We start from the raw sequence: 17,581 nt of genomic DNA on the forward strand, positions 1-17,581 counted from the left end.
TGTCGTCGTCCCATCCACCGACGGTCCCGTGCCCCGCGCTGGTCGGCAACCGCTGGACCGGCCGGGGGGACGCACCGCGGGCGAGGAGCCGTCCCTCCCGGCTCCCCGCCCGCGTCAGGGCTGCAGCGCCCCCTGCGCGCCCCCCCGCCCCCCCCCGCCCTCGCGTCAGGACGCGAAGCGGATGGGGACCAGCAGGTAGCGGTACTCCTTGAGGTCCTCGCCCTCGAGGGACTCCTGCCCGGTGAACTCGACCGGCTTGTTCGGGTGCGTGAACGACAGCCGCACGAACGACGTCGTCAGGGCGCCCAGGCCGTCCAGCAGGAACTGCGGGTTGAACGCGACCGCGATGTCCTCGCCGACGAGCGTGGCCTCGAGCGCCTCGGACGCCTGCGCGTCGTCGCCCTGGCCCGCGTCGAGCACGACCTGACCGTCGGTGAACGTCAGGCGGATCGGGGTGTTCCGCTCCGCGACGAGCGCGACGCGCTTGGCGGCGTCCGCCAGCAGCTGGGTGTTCACGACCGCGTGGATCGGGGACTCGTCCGGGAACAGCCGGCGCACGGCCGGGTAGTCGCCGTCGACGAGCAGCGACGTGGTGTGCCGGCCGCCGGCCTCGAAGCCGATGAGGTCGACGCCCTGGCCGGTGGCGAGGCCGACGTTCACGGAGCCGGAGGCGCCGAGCGACTTGGCGGCGTCCGACAGGGTGCGGGCGCGGACCAGCGCGACCTCGGAGACCCCCGGGTCGGACGGGTGCCAGCGGAGCTCGCGCAGCGCGAGGCGGTACCGGTCGGTCGCGAGCAGGGTGACCTTCTCGCCCTCGATCTCGACGCGGACGCCGGTCAGCAGGGGGAGGGTGTCGTCGCGGCTGGCGGCGACCGTCACCTGGGCGACGGCGCGGGTCATCTCGTCGCCGTTGACCGTACCGGTGAGCGCCGGCATGGCCGGGAGCTGCGGGTAGTCCTCGACCGGCATGGTGAGCAGCGTGAACCGGCTGGCGCCGCAGGTGACGGACACCTTGGTGCCGTCGAGCTGCACGTCGACCGGCTTGTTGGGCAGCGCGCGGGAGATCTCGGCGAGCAGGCGACCCGAGACCAGCACCGTGCCGGGCTCGCTCACGTCCGCGGGGATCTCCGAGCGCGCCGAGACCTCGTAGTCGAAGGAGGCCAGCCGGAGCGTGCCGTCGGCCTCCGCCTCGATGCGGACGCCGGCGAGCACCGGGACCGGCGGGCGGGTGGGCAGGCTGCGAGCGATCCACGTGACGGCTTCTGCGAGGACGTCACGTTCGACGCGGAACTTCATGCCCCACCCTCTCGGTCTGGGGGATCGCGGGGATCCCGTGCGGTGCTGAACGACCCCGGCCGTGGGAGGGCAGGGGTCGCCCCGAACACTACGCGAGTGACCAGGGCTCCGGTACCGATGCCGGGACGGGTTGTGGACGGCTGCGAGAGGCCCGGAACGTTCGCCAGGACGGCACCAGAGCGGCGCCCGCGCGCCCGCGTCGAGCGGCGCGACGCCGGGGGGTGTCGGCACGACGGCGCTGGGCGAAGGATCCGGGGCCTCGGAGGTCGTGCACAGGCCGGTTCGTCCGTGGCTCCGTCTCCGGACCGGTCCGCGGTCGGCCCGGTCGGTGCTCGGTCGGCTCGGCAGGGCATTGACGGGCTGTGGATCTCTCTTCTAGGGATCGGTCGTCGTCATCGTCGCTTCTGTGCACTCTGGGGATGACGCCTCTTCGCGCTGGTCAGCGCATCGAGGGGCGTGTGCACGACGGCTGTGGACTGCTTGGGGACGACGCGGGCGGACGTGGACGGTGCTCCAGGCGTCCTTCTCCGTCCACCGCGGCCGCAGGATCCGTCCACACGAATCGTGGGGGTCATCCACCGGTTTCCACAGACGTGTCCACAGGTGTGCACATTCGTCCCAGGCCTGGTTCCTGCGCCTCGCGGGCACGAGAACGCGACGACCCGCCGCCGGCGGGTGCCGGGGCGGGTCGTGGTGCGTCCTGCGGGGCGCGGGGCCGGGTTAGCCGCGGCTCTCCTGCTTGATGCGGTTGGTGAGCTCGGTGACCTGGTTGAAGATCGACCGGCGCTCGGCCATCAGCTCGCGGATCTTGCGGTTCGCGTGCATCACGGTGGTGTGGTCGCGGCCGCCGAACGCCTGGCCGATCTTCGGCAGCGACAGGTCGGTGAGCTCGCGGCAGAGGTACATGGCGATCTGCCGGGCGGTCACCAGCACGCGGGAGCGCGACGAGCCGCACAGGTCCTCGATCGTCAGGCCGAAGTACGCCGCCGTCTGGCCGATGACGGCCGTCGCGGTGATGTCCGCCTGGTCGTCGTCGGTGATGAGGTCCTTCAGGACGATCTCCGCGAGCGAGAGGTCGACCTGCTGCCGGTTGAGGTTCGCGAACGCCGTGACCCGGATCAGGGCGCCCTCGAGCTCCCGGATGTTGGTGGAGATCTTCGACGCGATGTACTCGTGGACGTCGTCCGGCGCCTGCAGCTTGTCGTTCGCCGACTTCTTCCTGAGGATCGCGATGCGGGTCTCGAGGTCCGGCGGCTGGACGTCCGTGATCAGGCCCCACTCGAACCGGGAGCGCATGCGGTCCTCGAAGCCGTTGAGCTGCTTCGGTGGCAGGTCGGACGTCAGCACGATCTGCTTGTTCGCGTTGTGCAGGGTGTTGAACGTGTGGAAGAACTCCTCCATCGTCTGCTCCTTGCCCTGCAGGAACTGGATGTCGTCGATGAGGAGCACGTCCACCTCGCGGTAGCGGCGCTGGAACGCGCCCGCCTTGCCCTCGGAGATGGAGTTGATGAAGTCGTTGGTGAACTCCTCGGAGTTCACGTAGCGCACGCGCACCGAGGGGTACAGGTTCCGCGCGTAGTGGCCGATCGCGTGCAGCAGGTGGGTCTTGCCCAGCCCCGAGTCCCCGTAGATGAACAGCGGGTTGTAGGCCTTGGCCGGCGCCTCGGCGACCGCGACCGCCGCGGCGTGCGCGAACCGGTTGGACGAGCCGATGACGAACGTCTCGAACAGGTACTTCGGGTTCAGCCGCGCGGGCTCGACGCTCGGGGTGGGTCCGGCGGGCTCGCGGCGGAACGGCTCCGCTCGGACGGGCTCCACCTGGGCCGAGTCGCCGGTGCTCGGGTGGCCGGTCGCGGCGTGCGCGACGACGGGCGTCGCACCGGACTCCGGTCCCCGGGCCGGCGGCGCGGTCGCGAGGCCGGCGTCGCCGGTCTCCAGCGACGGGTCCACCGTGATCGCGAACCGCGCGTCGCGGCCGAGGGCGGCCGCCAGCGCGTCGGAGACCTCCTGGCGGACCCGGGTCTCCAGGTAGTCCTTGGTGAGGTCGTTGCCGACCGCGAGCAGCATGGTGCCGTCGAGCAGGCCGAGCGGCTTGGCCAGGCGCACGAAGGCGAGCTGGCGCGGCGTGATGTCGGGGCTCACCTCGAGCTGCGCCATCGCGGCCGACCAGACCTGCGTGAGCTGATCGTCCTGTCCTGACACCTGTACCTCGCTGCCGTCGTGAGTCGCGTGGTCGAGTGTCGCACGCCCCGGTGACGTGTCCACAGACTTGTCCACACCTGTGCGTGACGGTGGATCACGCAGGAACTCGGGCTCGCCGTGGCGCGACCGGGGGTCCGGGTGCGGCGCTGTCCACAGGTCTCGCCGGCTCTGTCCACGGGGTGGGGACCGGCTTGCTGCGGGACGCGTCGGGGGACGATGCTAGTGGCCGCCCCGGCCCCGCGGGAGAGGGGCGGCCCCCTCCTCGACGGGCCGCGGGCCTCGCGGTTTGACCCCTGCGCGCGGGCGACGTAACGTTGACCAGCCTTGAGATGGCTCCTGCTGGCGTGCCCTGACGTCGGCCGCGTCGCACGACGTGGGTACCGGAGCAGTCGAGCAACGGGCACCGAGACCTGGCCGGACGTCGGCCGATGTACCGAAGTACTTGGAGACCATCGTGAGCAAGCGGACCTTCCAGCCGAACAACCGGCGTCGCGCCAAGACCCACGGCTTCCGTCTGCGCATGCGGACGCGTGCCGGCCGCGCGATCCTCGCCGCCCGCCGGCGCAAGGGTCGCGCCGAGCTGTCGGCCTGACCCACCCGACGCGGTGCTGCCCGCCGCGCACCGGATGCGCCGGTCCGCCGACTTCGAGCGGGCCGTGCGCGGCGGTGCGCGCGCCGGGCGGAGCACGCTGGTGGTGCACCTCGTGACGCGAACCGACCCCGGACCTGGTCCGGCGGTCGGTTTCGTCGTGTCCAAGGGCGTGGGCAACGCCGTGACCCGCAACCGGGTCAAGCGACGGCTGCGCGCCCTGGCCGCCGAGCGGCTGGGCTCGCTGCCCGCGGACGCCGACCTGGTGGTGCGCGCGCTCGCGCCCGCCGCCGAGGCCGACTACGCCACGCTCGGGCGCGAGCTCGACGGGGCGCTGCGGACCGCGTCCCGCCGGCGCGCCGAACGGGCCGCTCCCGCACCGGCGGCGTCCCGATGACCGCCGAGCGGGGGGAGGCGGGCGCCGTGGCCCACGTCCTGCGCGCGGCCGTGCGGCTGCCCCGCCGCGTGCTCGTCCTGCTCATCCGCGGGTACCAGCGCTTCCTGTCCCCGCTCACCCCGCCGACGTGCCGGTTCTACCCGTCGTGCTCCGCGTACGCCGTGATCGCCCTCGAGCGGCACGGCGTCATCCGGGGCACGCGGCTGGCCGTCTGGCGGATCCTGCGCTGCAACCCGTGGAACCCGGGCGGCGTCGACGACGTTCCACCGGCGGGGTCGCACCGTCGACACCCGCACGGCGCGGTCGCCTCCGCGCACTGATCACCTGGAGAGTTCCCCGATGAGCTGGTTCGACGGCCTGTTGTACCCGATCATGGTCGCTGTCGCCTGGATCATGGTCCAGTTCCACTCGCTGCTGACGTGGCTGGGCCTCGACCCCGCCGGCGGCGCCGCGTGGGGCTTCTCCATCGTCGGCCTCGTGATCGTGATGCGGATCATCCTGATCCCGCTGTTCTTCAAGCAGATCAAGGCGTCCCGCGGCATGCAGATGCTCGCGCCGGACATGAAGAAGATCCAGGCGAAGTACAAGGGCAAGACCGACCCGGCGTCCCGCGAGGCCATGAGCCGCGAGACGATGGAGCTGTACCGCAAGCACGGCACGAACCCGTTCTCGTCCTGCCTGCCGATCCTGGCCCAGTCGCCGATCTTCTTCGCCCTGTTCCGGGTGCTCAACTCGCTGCCGCAGCTCGCGGCGGGCGACTACCCCCGACCCAACCTGGGCCCGCTGACCCAGGACCTCGCCGCCCAGGCGGAGAGCGCCACGATCCTCGGCGCCCCGCTGTCCGCGACGTTCATGAACGCCGCCGAGTTCGGCACCGCCGCGTCGAACGTCCGCTGGGTCACGGTCATCCTGGTCGTCGCGATGTCGGCGACCACGTTCCTCACGCAGCGCCAGCTCACGATGAAGAACATGCCGCCGGCCGCCCTCGAGGGCCCGATGGCGCAGCAGCAGAAGATGCTCATGTACGTCTTCCCGCTGATCTTCGCCTTCTCCGGCGTCAACTTCCCGATCGGTGTCCTCATCTACTGGACCACCACCAACCTGTGGTCGATGGGCCAGCAGTTCTACACGATCCGCCGGATGCCGGCGCCGGGGTCGCAGGCCGAGGCCGCGCTCAAGGCGCGCCAGGCGAAGAAGGCGTCGCACCAGGGCCTGTCCATCGAGGAGTCCGACACCCTCACCATCGAGGAGAAGCCGGTCAGCGGCCAGCGGCAGCAGCCGGTCGGCAAGGCGCGCGCGAAGAAGCAGCGTCCGGCCGGTGCGCCCGCCGGGACCGCGGGTGCCTCGGGCTCGACGGCTGCCGCCGGTTCGGCGAAGGGCGGGTCCGGGGCGGGCTCCGCGGCGGGGACGACGGGGACGGGCGCGGCGAAGTCCGCGGGCAGCGGTTCGGCGGCCACCCCGGGCGGCAAGCGCACCGGCGGTGCCGGCTCCGGCCAGCCGTCCTCGGGCAAGAAGAAGCGGAGCGGCACCGGCCAGGGCGCCGGCGGCTCGGCGCAGAGCCGCCCCGGCTCGACCTCGCCGGGCACGTCCACCGACGACTGAGACCTCCGCGCCCCGGCGCGACCCGACCCTCCCAGCAAGGAGAGCCCCACATGACCCACACCGACGCAGCCGGTGAGACCGGAGCCGTGACCCGCCTCGAGGAAGAGGGCGAGATCGCAGCGGACTACCTCGAGGAGCTGCTCGACATCGCCGACCTCGACGGCGACATCGACATCGACGTCGACCACGGCCGCGCCGCCGTGGAGATCGTCGCGGAGGAGGGCACCGAGCGTGCGCTCCGCCGGCTGGTCGGCGAGGACGGCGAGGTGCTCGACGCCCTGCAGGAGCTGACCCGGCTCGCGGTGCAGGCGAAGACCGGCGACCGCAGCCGACTCATGCTCGACATCGCGGGCTACCGGGCCGGGCGCAAGACGGAGCTCGTCAAGGTCGCCGAGGAGGCGATCGCCCAGGTGCGGTCGTCCGGCACCGAGGTGTCGCTCGAGCCGATGAACCCGTTCGAGCGGAAGGTCGTGCACGACGCCGTCGCCGCCGCCGGCCTCACCTCGGACTCGGAGGGCGTCGAGCCCGAGCGGTACGTGGTGGTGAAGCCCGCGAGCTGAGGTGCGCGACGCGCTTCGGCAGGCGCTGACGAGAGGCCGGTCCCGGACGGGGCCGGCCTCTCGTGCTTCCCAGGACCGGCGCTGAGGGGCTCTGGGGGAAGTCGTTTCTGGGTGAATGAATGGCTGAGATGAACCGTTCGTCGACAGTCAGCCATGGTCGCGGAGCGACGTCAGGGGCGCGCGTTGGGCGACGACGTGGCGTGCGGAGCAGGCCTCGCCCGTCCGCTTGGTCGCACACGCGGTGCCGCGGGCGGCTGCAGGCGGTCGGCACGCCAGCGGAGCCGCGTGACCCCGGAGGAGCCACGCCGTCGCCGGCGGGGTCGCGCCGTGGTCGGAGGTGCCACGCCGTCGCCGGCGGGGTCACGTCGTCGCGGGTGGGGGAAGCCACGTCGTCGCGGGGAAGGGGAGCCGCGTCGTCGCGGGTGGGGCGAGCCGCCTCGTCGCCAAGGAGCGGAGCCGTCGCCGGGGAGCCATGCCGTCGCCGTGGAAGCCCAGCCGGTGGCTGGTGGGCGGTGCAGCAACCGCCACTGCCACTGCCACTACTGCCGCGACTGCGACTGCGACTGCCAATGCGGCCGCCGCCGCCGCTGCCGCCGCTGCCACAGCCGGTGCCAGGCCGCTGCGGCGCGGGTCGTCCCGATCCCCGAGTTGCGCACCGCTACCCGGGCCGACGCCTCCGCGCCGACGCCGCCCCACTCGACTCGCGGACTTCTGGGGTGCCGGCGTCTGCCCGCTGGTCTGCGTGAGCTGGTCCGCGCGGGCTGCGTCGTCACCCCCGCGGTGCGTACGCGGCGTCCTCGGTCTGTGCACGCCCCGCGGACTCGCCTGTCGCACGCCTGCCCCGCGCATCGTCCGCAGCCGCCGAGGCACCTGGCACGTCCGGAGCTGCTCCGTCACGGGTTAGGCGTCGCACGTGCCTGGCGGAGCGGCCCGTCGCGGGAGAGGCCGCCGGCCGACGAACCGGGGTGATGCCCCCAACGCGCGTCCGCTTGCCGGTTCCACGTGGAACCGCCGCCTCGGAGGCTGGTCGTTCTCCTTCCCGAGCCGCTCGCGCCTGCGACGCCCGGCCCGACGCTGTTCCACGTGGAACGGCACCGCAGGAGCCAGGCATCCCGCCAGGTCGCGAGCCGGGAGGCGTTGTGCCCCGTGGGGGAGCGCACTCCGCGGCGCGTCAGCGCGCGGGTTGGGCCGAGTGCATCGCCGCCGAACAGCCGGTTCGAGATGTCACGGGGGTAGCGCCGGAGGACACGGGCGGCCGCGGAGCGAGCTGTTCCACGTGGAACGGCCCCTGAGCCCTGACAGCTGCGATCGCCACGAGTCGAGCCGCCGTCATCGCGCGCTCGGAGCAGTCCGGTGTCCTCCGGGACGCGGTGCGCTGCGTGGTCCTCCGCAGCCAGCCGCATCCGACGTCTGTCGCCTCGCGCGTGTCTGCCCCTCCCGCGTCCGGCCGGTCTCCCATGTCCCGCCGGTCTCCGGCGTCGCGCCGGGGTCGTACGCCTTGCCCGTCTCCCACGCCCGACCCGGCCTCCCCATCACGCACCCGCCACGTGCGGGCGCTGGCTGCGAGGAGGCGCTCCGCAGCGGCGGCGGGAGTTGCGGTGACCTCCATGCGTGCGCGCCGCCGTCGACGGTGCGCCGCTCCGGGACGCCTCCGGGATCGACTGACCTGCGGCCTGCAGGAGCCCTCAGGTGGCTGGGGTGGGTCGAGACCCGGGGAGTCCCCCGCCCTGAGAACCGCGTCGGCCGACGCTGCTCGGGCCCGCAGAGGCGGCCCGCGGCCGGTGGAACGACCGAACAGGGCCGTTCCGCCCGAGTTCCACATGCTCCACGTGCTTCACGTGTTCCACGTGGAACCGCGGGCCGTCGGTACGCCCTTGTGCGCTGAGCCGCTCGTCGTCCCACCGCGGACGACACGGCCGAGGGGAGACGCCGCGACCCGCCGCCGGGGCGGACTGCGCTGCGCCACCCATGGCGACGCGGCGTTTGCTGGACGGCGTGGCGCGACGCGGACCCCGTTTCACGTGGAACGCCGAGCGCCAGCGCCGGGAGCGGTAGCGCCAAGGGAGTGCAACCGGCATATCCGTTCCGCGTCCGAGTAGCCCTGCACGTCGTGATCGCCACAGCCGGAGACCGGCACACGTCAGCCGCATGCCGTCGGACCACACGCCACCTCGACAGCGCGCGCACCCTCGTACGGGTCTCGGACAACGCCATCGTGAGCGCGCTCGTGCACCAGAGCGTGGGCTGTGCGAGAGGCAGGCCACCACGTCCAGCCAACGAACTCGCTGGCCAGCGACGCACGGATCACCGAGCCGGCCGTTGCCGCGCCCACGCTGACCGAGAGGCCCGGCTCAGCGACCCCCGCCGACCACCCCGACGAGTCCGCCCGCGCCCGGCGCAGCCGGCGGTTCCACGTGGAACCGCCGCGCGCCACACGCGGACGCGCGCCGGTGGCGTCAGAGCCGCGCGGTACCGTAGTTCCCTCACGTGCGCACCGGTTCCGGACAGGCCATCGCGCACCACCCGATCCCGAGACCAGGGGAGTGCTGTGCGGCCTGAGTCCGCCCCCGTGCGCGACGACGAGCAGCCTGACGCGCTCGTCGACCCGTTGGACGGCGACCCCCGCCTGCCCGAGCACTTCGGGGCGGCGTGGCCTGCGATCGGCGGCTTCCACACGATGCTGCGCGACCAGGGCGTCCTCCGTGGGCTCGTCGGCCCGCGGGAGGTGGCCCGGCTCTGGGAGCGGCACCTGGTGAACTCCGCCGCGGTCGTCCCGTTCCTGCCGGAGACCGGGACGATCGTGGACGTCGGGAGCGGCGCGGGTCTCCCGGGGATCGTCGTCGCCGCGATGCGCCCGGACGCCGAGGTGGTGCTCCTCGAGCCGATGGAACGCCGGACGGACTGGCTGTCCGAGGTCGTGGAGACGCTCGGCCTGGCCAATGCCCGCGTGCTCCGGGGGCGCGCGGAGGACCAGGTCGGCGTGCTGCGGGCGGATGCCGTCACGGCCCGCGCGGTCGCGGCCCTCGACAAGCTGTACCCCTGGACGCTGCCGCTCCTGAGGGTGGGCGGCCGGCTCGTCGCGCTGAAGGGCGGCCGGGCGCGGGACGAGGCCGACGCCGCCGTCGAGGTGGGGGAGCGGTTCGGTGGCGGGCCGGCGACGATCGAGGTCGCGCCGACGCTCCCGGGCCTGGAGCCGACCGGCGTGGTGCTGGTGACCCGCACGGGAGCGGGCAGCGCCCCGGCGCCGGCTCGTGTTTCACGTGGAACGGAGGGCCGGTCCCGCCGACCGCGCCGCTCGACGAAGGGACAGGGCGCGTGACCACCAACCCCAGCCGCTGGGAGATCGAGGACCCGGACGAGCGCCGTCGCGCCGCGCTGGTCGAGAGCCTGCCGCCCGCCGACGACGACACCCCGCTGATGGCGGAGCTGCGCCAGGACGCGCGTCGTCGGATCGAGCTGCGTGGGCGCACCTTCCCGCGCCCGGACCGCACGCGGGTGATCACGGTCGCCAACCAGAAGGGCGGCGTCGGCAAGACCACCACGACGGTGAACCTCGCGGCAGCGCTGGCGCAGTCCGGCCTGCACGTCCTGGTGATCGACAACGACCCCCAGGGCAACGCCTCGACGGCGCTCGGCGTGGACCACCGCGCGGGCGTGACCTCGGTCTACGACGTGCTCGTCGACGGCACCCCGCTCTCCGAGGCGGTGTACCCCAGCCCGGACGTGCCGAACCTCTGGTGTGCGCCGGCGACGATCGACCTCTCGGGCGCCGAGATCGAGCTGGTCTCGATGGTGGCGCGCGAGACGCGCCTCCGGAACGCGGTGCACGCGTACCTGGAGGAGCGCGAAGGTCGGGGCGAGCCCCGGATCGACTACGTGCTCGTGGACTGCCCGCCGAGCCTCGGTCTGCTCACCGTCAACGCGTTCGTCGTCGGCGACGAGGTGCTCATCCCGATCCAGTGCGAGTACTACGCGCTGGAGGGCCTGAGCCAGCTGCTCAAGTCGATCGAGCTGATCCAGGCGCACCTCAACCGCGGCCTGCACGTGTCGACGATCCTGCTCACCATGTACGACGGCCGGACCAACCTCGCGCAGCAGGTGGCGCAGGAGGTCCGGGAGCACTTCCCCGACAAGACCCTCCGGACGACCGTGCCCCGGTCCGTGCGCGTCTCGGAGGCGCCGTCGTACGGGCAGACCGTCCTGACGTACGATCCCGGCTCGAGCGGTGCGCTGGCCTACCTGGAGGCGGCGCGCGAGCTCGCCGAGCGCGGCACCACGGCCGACCGGAAGAAGGAGGACGCGTGAGCGAGAAGCGGCGAGGTCTCGGGCGCGGCCTGGGCGCGCTCATCCCCACCGGGGCGGAGCCCCGCGAGGGGGACCGGCCCGTCGACGTCTTCTTCCCGGACCGCACGACCGCGGAGCGCGACGACCGCCCGACCGCGGACGGCCGCGAGGCGCGCTCCGACGCTCTGACCAGCAGAAACACCGGGACGGCCGTCCACTCGACTGCCGCGGAGCCGGCGCCCGCGACCGCCACCACGCGGTCGAACGGCCGCAAGGGTGTCCCGTCGCTCACGGTGCGGCAGCCCACGCGCACCCGGGCCCAGACGGCCGCCGAGCGCGCCGTCGCCCCGGACCCGGCGCCCGCCGCCGAGGTGCCCCCGATGCCGCCCACGGCCGAGGTCGACGACCTGGTGCCCGTGCCCGGCGCGACCTTCGCCGACCTCCCGGTCACCGCGATCCGGCCGAACCCGCGCCAGCCGCGCTCGGTGTTCGACGAGGACGCGCTGGACGAGCTCGTGGGCTCCATCCGCGAGATCGGCGTGCTGCAGCCCGTCGTCGTCCGCCCGGTCGACGACGGCTACGAGCTGATCATGGGGGAGCGGCGCTGGCGCGCGACCCAGGCGGCGGGGCTCGACACCATCCCGGCGATCGTGCGGCAGACCGAGGACGGCGACCTGCTGCGCGACGCGCTGCTGGAGAACCTGCACCGGTCCCAGCTGAACCCGCTGGAGGAGGCGGCCGCGTACCAGCAGCTGCTGGACGACTTCGGCTGCACGCACGACGAGCTGGCGCAGCGGATCCACCGTTCCCGGCCGCAGATCTCCAACACGCTGCGCCTGCTCCGGCTGCCCCCGCTCGTGCAGCGCCGGGTCGCCGCGGGCGTACTGTCCGCCGGCCACGCCCGCGCCCTGCTCGGCCTGAGCGACGGCGCCGCCATCGAGCGCCTCGCGCAGCGGATCGTGGCCGAGGGACTGTCGGTGCGCGCGGTCGAGGAGATCGTCGCGCTCGGGGCGGAGGACGGGACGCCCAAGCAGCGGCGACCGCGCGCCGGGGTGCGGAACGAGGCGCTGGACGACCTCGCGAGCCGCCTCTCCGACCGGTTCGAGACCCGGGTGAAGGTCGACCTCGGCAAGCAGCGGGGCAAGCTCACGGTGGAGTTCGCCTCGGTGCAGGACCTCAACCGCATCCTGTCGAGCCTCGCGCCCGACGACCCGGGCATCCTGCGCTCCTGACGACCGCGGCCTGCGGGACGCGAGCCGGGCCGAGCCCGCTCAGCGCCCCGCTGACGCCGGAAAGGCGCCGGCACCCCTCCCGGGGTGCCGGCGCCTCGTCGTGAGGCTCCAACGGGGCCCGAACGCCCTCAGCGCCCCGACAGACCCGCCTCGACGAGCCGGCGGTACAGGGTGGGCAGGTGGTGGCCGCCGGCCTCGGCCCCCTGCGGGAACAGCGACGTCTCGGTCATGCCCGGGGCGACGTTCACCTCGAGGAACCACGGCTGCCCGTCCGCGTCGATGATGAGGTCCGTGCGCGACAGGTGCCGCAGGCCGAGCACCTGGTGCGCGAGCACCGCGGTCTCGGCGGCCCGCGCCGCGAGGTCGTCGGTGAGCCGGGCCGGGGCGAAGTACTCCGTGCGGCCGGGGTTGTACCGGGCGTCGTAGTCGTAGGGCCCGTCGGTGACCACCTCGACGGCGGGGAGCGCCACGGGGGCGCCGTCCAGCTCGACGACGCCGACCGCGACCTCGACGCCCTCGACGGCGCGCTCGATCAGCGCGGTGTCGCCGTAGGCGAAGCAGGCGACCATGGCACCCGGCAGCTCCTCGGCGGTGCGGACGAGCGTGACGCCGAGCGCGGAGCCGCCCCGCGACGGCTTCACGACGAGCGGCAGCCCCAGCTTCGCGACCACGGCGTCCATGACCCGCCCCGCGCCGAGCTCCCGGAACAGGCTCTGCGGCAGCGTGACGAACTCCGGGGTGGCGATGCCGGCCCGGGTGACCGTCGTCTTCGCGATCGGCTTGCTCCAGGCGACCCGGCTCGCGCGGGGACCGGTGCCGAGGCTCGGCACGTCCAGGAGCTCGAGGACGTCGCGCACGGAGCCGTCCTCGCCGCTCGCGCCGTGCAGCAGCGGCCACACGAGGTCCGGCCGGGTCTCCGCGAGGGCGGGGACCAGGTCGGCGTCCACGTCGTGCACCGAGACGTCCACGCCGGCGGTGCGCAGCGCCTCGGCCACGCGCCGGCCCGAGCGGAGGGAGACGTCCCGCTCGTGCGACAGGCCGCCCGCCAGGACGACGACGCGCGGAGCGGCGGGGACGGGGTCGTGCGGCACGGTTCGGGTCCTCCTGGTGCGGCCGCGGGCGGCCGGTCGTCGACGGGCGGGGTGGTGCCGGTGCGCGGGCAGCGGGCGCCGCCTGAGACGCTACCGGGTCGCGGGACGCGGCCGGGTCGGTGGGCCCGCCCGGCCGTGCCCCGCGTCAGGCCAGGTCGGGGCCGGGCGACTGCACGTCGCCGCGCGACGCGCCGCCGCCGGTGCCGAACAGCGACACCAGCTCGCTCTCGGCCGAGACGACGCCCGCCAGCCGGCGGACGCCCTCCCGGATGCGCTCCGGCGTCGGGAAGCAGAACGACAGCCGCATGTGGTCGGTGCCCTGCCCGTCGAAGTAGAACGCCGTGCCGGGCACGTAGGCGACCCGGGCGGTCACGGCGCGGGGCAGCATCGTCTTGGCGTCCAGGCCCTCGGGCAGCCGGACCCAGGTGTAGAAGCCGCCGTCCGGGACCGTCCAGGTGGCGTCGGGCAGGTGCTCGGCGAGGGCGCCGATCATCGCGTCCCGCCGCTCGCGGTACAGCTCGCGGAAGGCCTTCACCTGGCCCTTCCAGTCGCACGTCGCGAGGTAGGCGCTGATCGCCAGCTGCGAGGCGTTCGACGGCGAGAGGATCGCCGACTCCGAGGCCAGCACGAGCTTCTCCCGGACCGCGTGCGGCGCGACCGCCCAGCCGACCCGGTACCCGGGGGCGAACGTCTTCGAGAACGAGCCGAGGTAGATGACGCCCTCGTCGCTCATCGACCGCATGGCGGGCAGCGGCTCGCGGTCGAAGCCGAGGAGGCCGTACGGGTTGTCCTCGAGCACGAGGACCCCGTAGCGCGCCGCGATCTCGAGGATCCGCGGCCGGCGCTCGGCCGAGAGGGTCACGCCGGCCGGGTTGTGGAAGTTCGGCACCGTGTACAGGAACTTGACCCGGCGGCCCTGGCGGGCGAGGTCGGCGAGGGTGGTCTCCAGCGCCTCGGGGATCAGACCCTCCGCGTCGAGCGGCACGTGCACGACGTCGGCCTGGTACGCGCGGAACACGCCGAGCGCGCCGACGTACGACGGGGCCTCCGCGACGACCACGTCGCCCGGGTCGACGAACAGCCGGGTCACGAGGTCGAGCGCCTGCTGCGAGCCGGTCGTCACCACGACGTCGTCGGGGTGCGCCTCGATGCCCTCGAGCCGCATCACCTCGAGGATCTGCTCGCGCAGCGTCTCGTCGCCCTGGCCGGAGCCGTACTGCAGGGCGGTGGTGCCGCGGGTGGCGACGACCCGCTGGGCGAGGTCGCCGATCACGTCCAGGGGGAGGCCCTCGAGGTACGGCATGCCGCCCGCGAGCGACACCACCTCGGGGCGGTTCGCGACGGCGAACAGCGCGCGGATCTCCGAGGCGCGCATGCCGTGCGTGCGCTCGGCGTAGGAGCCGAGCCAGCGGTCGAGCCGCGTGCCGGCGGCCGGGGTCGGGTGGGGGCCCGACGCCATGCCGTCGGGCCGCTCGAGAGCGGTCATCTCCCGAGTGTGCCACGCCACTCCCGGCACCCCCCGCCCCGTCCACCGCGGGCGCGCCGGACGCGCACGAAGCCTCCCCGTCCGGAAGGGCGGGGAGGCTCCGGGGTCAGCGGGCGGCGCGGGGCGCCGTCACCAGGTGGCGATCTCGGCCAGCGCGGCGTCGAGCTCGGCCGCGTAGGCGCGCTTCTCGCGCGCCCCGACCAGTGTCCGGACCAGGTCGCCCTGGTGGAACACGTACAGCGTCGGGATCGAGACCACGTGGTACCGGGCGGCCAGCTCCTGCTCCGCCTCGGTGTCGACGGCGACGAACCGGAGCCGTCCCGAATAGGCGACCGCGAGCTCCTCGAGCACGGCGGTCACCATGCGGCACGGCACGCACCAGTCCGCCCAGAAGTCGACGACCACGGGCAGCTCGGACCGCAGCACCTCCTGCTCGAAGGTGCCCGCGGTCACCGCGAGGGCCGTGGCCACGTGCGGGCTCAGTGCCCGGCGGCGGCCGCGGCCGAGGCGGTGTCGGCGCCCTGCGCGTCCAGCGCGTCCGCGGCGTCGACGTCGGCCCGCTCGACGGCGGCGGGGATCTCGGCCGGGGAGGCCGGGTCCACGTCGCCGAGCGCGGCCAGGTAGTGCTGCGCGTCGAGCGCGGCCGAGCAGCCCGAGCCGGCGGCGGTGATCGCCTGGCGGTACGTGTGGTCGACCGCGTCGCCCGCGGCGAACACGCCCGGCAGGTTGGTCCGGGTGGACCGGCCCTCGACGACGATGTAGCCGTTCTCGTCCAGGTCGACCTGGCCCGCCAGCAGCTCGGTGCGCGGCACGTGGCCGATCGCGACGAACACGCCGGTGGCGCCGTGCTCGCGGGTCTCGCCGGTCACGGTGTCGCGCAGGGTGACGCCGGTGACCTTCTCGTCGCCGTGGATGCCGACGACCTCGGAGTTCCAGGCGAACTGGATCTTCGGGTCGTTCTTGGCGCGGTCGGCCATGATCTTCGACGCCCGGAGCTCGTCGCGGCGGTGCACGATCGTCACCGACTTGCCGAACCGGGTGAGGAACGTGGCCTCCTCGACCGCGGAGTCGCCGCCGCCGACCACGATGATGTCCTGGTCGCGGAAGAAGAACCCGTCGCAGGTCGCGCACCAGGAGACGCCGCGGCCGGACAGCCGCTTCTCGTCGTCCAGGCCGAGCTCGCGGTACGCGGAGCCGGTCGACAGGATCACCGCGCGGGCGCGGATGGTCTCGCCGCCGCCGGTGACGATCGTCTTGACCGGGCCGGCCAGGTCGAGCTCGACGGCGTCGTCCCAGAGCACCTCGGCGCCGAACCGCTCGGCCTGCTTCTGCAGGTTGTCCATGAGGTCGGGCCCCAGGATGCCGTCGGGGAACCCGGGGAAGTTCTCGACGTCCGTGGTGTTCATGAGGGCGCCGCCGGCGGTGACGGAGCCCGCCACCACGTAGGGGGCCAGGCCCGCGCGCGCCGCGTAGATCGCGGCGGTGTACCCGGCGGGGCCGGAGCCGACGATGACGATGTCGCGGACGGGGGTCTCGGTCACGGTGCTTCCTCGAGGTCGGGGAACTCTGCTGTCGCTGCGGAGAACAGATCCTAGGCGCGGGATGTTCCGCGCCGCGGTGCTGCCTGGTCAGGCGGGGTCAGGACACCGCGAGGTTGGTGATCTCGATGCGGTTCTGGCCGTCGGGCGTCTGCGCGAGCGAGGGGAACCAGAGCACGATGCTCTGCGTCTCGGTCGGCTGGGCGAGGGTGAGGACGGTCTGCGGGGCGAGCGCCCCGGAGGCCAGGACGTCGCCCGCCGTCGGGTTCGCCGCGTCGGTCGACCGCACCTCGACGGCGCCGCCCGACCCGTTGACGTCGAGCGTGATCGCGGTGACGGTCGCGGGCGCCTGCAGCGTGATGACGAGACCCACGGCGTCCTTGAACCCGGCGTAGTCGGGCCGGTTGTACGTGTGGGTGTACCAGGAGGTCGCCGGGTCCCCGTCGGTGAGGCGACCGACCAGCTCCTCGTGCTCGCCGTCGCCGTCGGACGGGTCGATGCTGTTGACCGCGGCGATGACCGGCGGGGTCGCCGGGGGCGCCTGCTCCTCGGCCGGCGCCTCCTCGGCGGGGGCCTCGGCGGCCGGGGCGGACGTCGCCGGCGCGGGAGCGGCCTCGGTGCCCGCGTCGCCGGGCGAGCTGAACGGCGACAGGACGTTGCCGATCGCGATGACGAGGCCGACGACCACGGCGAGCGCCACGCCGCCGAGCACCCAGCGGGTCGGGTCGATGCGCCGCTGGGTCACCGGCACCGGGCGCTCCTCGGCGGGGAAGGGCAGGTCCCACTCCGGGCGGTCGGCCGAGCCACCGGCGGGCGTCGCCGCCGGGGCCTGCTCGGAGCCGAACGGCGGGAAGACGGGCGGCTCGGCGGTGTCGGGGACCGCGGGACGCCAGCCGTCGGGGCCGGGGGCCGTGGCGGCGGGGGTGGCGGAGGCGGGCGTGGCAGGGGCCGCAGCCGCAGCCGCGGCACCGGTGGCCGCGGCGCCGCCGCGACCGGTCACGCGACCGAAGACCGAGCTGGTGCGCCGCACGGGCGCGACGGCGGTCGTCTCCGGGTCCTCGGCGGCGTCGGCGGTGGCCTCCGGGCGGGCCGGCCGCTCGACGACGCCCGTGATGCCGGCGACGGCGAGGTCCGCGGCGCCCGGCGCGTCGTCCCGGGGCGCGGGCTCGGCGGGCACGGGCTCGGTGGCTACGGGCTCGGCGGGTGCCGGCGCGGCCCCCGGGTCCGCGGGCGCGGCCGTGCGCTGCGCGGCGGTGTCCGGGCCCTGTCTCTTCTACACACCTGACGCTGCCGACGAAGGCCAT

At 74.1% G+C, this 17,581-nt stretch carries 15 protein-coding genes; 8 read left to right on the forward strand and 7 right to left on the reverse strand.

Going from position 1 to position 17,581, the window contains the following annotated elements:
- Positions 1-165: 165 nt before the first annotated feature.
- Both dnaN and dnaA read right to left on the reverse strand, forming a co-directional pair.
- Entirely contained in the window at positions 166-1,296 is a 1,131-nt protein-coding gene (dnaN, locus tag AC3WUG_RS17475; RefSeq protein WP_147795083.1) for a DNA polymerase III subunit beta, read from the reverse strand.
- Positions 1,297-2,016: 720 nt separating this feature from the next.
- Positions 2,017-3,453: a chromosomal replication initiator protein DnaA gene (dnaA, locus tag AC3WUG_RS17480; protein ID WP_492328838.1), complete on the reverse strand. Its 1,437-nt coding sequence runs from the start codon at positions 3,451-3,453 to the stop codon at positions 2,017-2,019.
- 499 nt (positions 3,454-3,952) lie between these two features.
- Here dnaA and rpmH point away from each other — a divergent pair, with 499 nt between their 5' ends.
- The 8 genes from rpmH to AC3WUG_RS17520 all read left to right on the forward strand — a co-directional run bounded on the left by rpmH (position 3,953) and on the right by AC3WUG_RS17520 (position 12,162).
- Positions 3,953-4,090: a 50S ribosomal protein L34 gene (rpmH, locus tag AC3WUG_RS17485; protein WP_010849920.1), complete on the forward strand. Its 138-nt coding sequence runs from the start codon at positions 3,953-3,955 to the stop codon at positions 4,088-4,090.
- 13 nt (positions 4,091-4,103) lie between these two features.
- Complete coding sequence (gene rnpA / locus AC3WUG_RS17490; protein ID WP_492328828.1) at positions 4,104-4,484, forward strand: ribonuclease P protein component; 381 nt, start codon at positions 4,104-4,106, stop codon at positions 4,482-4,484.
- Positions 4,481-4,804 carry a membrane protein insertion efficiency factor YidD gene (gene yidD, locus AC3WUG_RS17495; RefSeq protein ID WP_492328829.1) on the forward strand — a complete coding sequence of 108 codons (324 nt, stop codon included), beginning with the start codon at positions 4,481-4,483 and terminating at the stop codon, positions 4,802-4,804. The genes rnpA and yidD overlap by 4 nt, the downstream gene beginning before the upstream one ends.
- 19 nt (positions 4,805-4,823) lie before the next feature.
- Positions 4,824-6,086, forward strand: a complete 1,263-nt coding sequence (gene yidC, locus AC3WUG_RS17500; RefSeq protein WP_492328830.1) for a membrane protein insertase YidC — start codon at positions 4,824-4,826, stop codon at positions 6,084-6,086.
- Positions 6,087-6,136: 50 nt separating this feature from the next.
- Entirely contained in the window at positions 6,137-6,646 is a 510-nt protein-coding gene (locus tag AC3WUG_RS17505) for a Jag family protein (protein WP_492328831.1), read from the forward strand.
- Between the two features lie 2,548 nt (positions 6,647-9,194).
- Positions 9,195-9,965: a 16S rRNA (guanine(527)-N(7))-methyltransferase RsmG gene (rsmG, locus tag AC3WUG_RS17510; protein ID WP_492328832.1), complete on the forward strand. Its 771-nt coding sequence runs from the start codon at positions 9,195-9,197 to the stop codon at positions 9,963-9,965.
- A complete protein-coding gene (locus tag AC3WUG_RS17515; RefSeq protein WP_492328833.1) occupies positions 9,962-10,951 on the forward strand; it encodes a ParA family protein in 990 nt (329 codons plus the stop codon). The genes rsmG and AC3WUG_RS17515 overlap by 4 nt, the downstream gene beginning before the upstream one ends.
- A complete protein-coding gene (locus AC3WUG_RS17520; protein WP_492328834.1) occupies positions 10,948-12,162 on the forward strand; it encodes a ParB/RepB/Spo0J family partition protein in 1,215 nt (404 codons plus the stop codon). The genes AC3WUG_RS17515 and AC3WUG_RS17520 overlap by 4 nt, the downstream gene beginning before the upstream one ends.
- Positions 12,163-12,290: 128 nt before the next feature.
- Here AC3WUG_RS17520 and AC3WUG_RS17525 read toward each other — a convergent pair whose 3' ends face one another.
- The 5 genes from AC3WUG_RS17525 to AC3WUG_RS17545 form a co-directional block, all read right to left on the reverse strand.
- Positions 12,291-13,253, reverse strand: coding sequence for a D-alanine--D-alanine ligase family protein (locus tag AC3WUG_RS17525; RefSeq protein WP_492328835.1), 963 nt, complete (start codon positions 13,251-13,253; stop codon positions 12,291-12,293).
- Positions 13,254-13,398: 145 nt separating this feature from the next.
- Positions 13,399-14,712: an aminotransferase-like domain-containing protein gene (locus AC3WUG_RS17530; protein ID WP_492328839.1), complete on the reverse strand. Its 1,314-nt coding sequence runs from the start codon at positions 14,710-14,712 to the stop codon at positions 13,399-13,401.
- A 156-nt stretch (positions 14,713-14,868) separates the two neighbouring features.
- On the reverse strand, positions 14,869-15,210 hold the full coding sequence (gene trxA, locus AC3WUG_RS17535) for a thioredoxin (RefSeq protein WP_492328836.1): 342 nt from the start codon (positions 15,208-15,210) through the stop codon (positions 14,869-14,871).
- An 8-nt stretch (positions 15,211-15,218) separates the two neighbouring features.
- Positions 15,219-16,280 (reverse strand): thioredoxin-disulfide reductase, encoded by a 1,062-nt coding sequence (gene trxB, locus AC3WUG_RS17540; RefSeq protein ID WP_239195391.1) that lies wholly within the window; start codon positions 16,278-16,280, stop codon positions 15,219-15,221.
- A gap of 97 nt (positions 16,281-16,377) precedes the next feature.
- Positions 16,378-17,454 carry a hypothetical protein gene (locus tag AC3WUG_RS17545; RefSeq protein WP_492328837.1) on the reverse strand — a complete coding sequence of 359 codons (1,077 nt, stop codon included), beginning with the start codon at positions 17,452-17,454 and terminating at the stop codon, positions 16,378-16,380.
- Between the last annotated feature and the right edge of the window lie 127 nt (positions 17,455-17,581).

Source organism: Cellulomonas sp. EB106-03-03-XG116 (genome assembly GCF_058792015.1).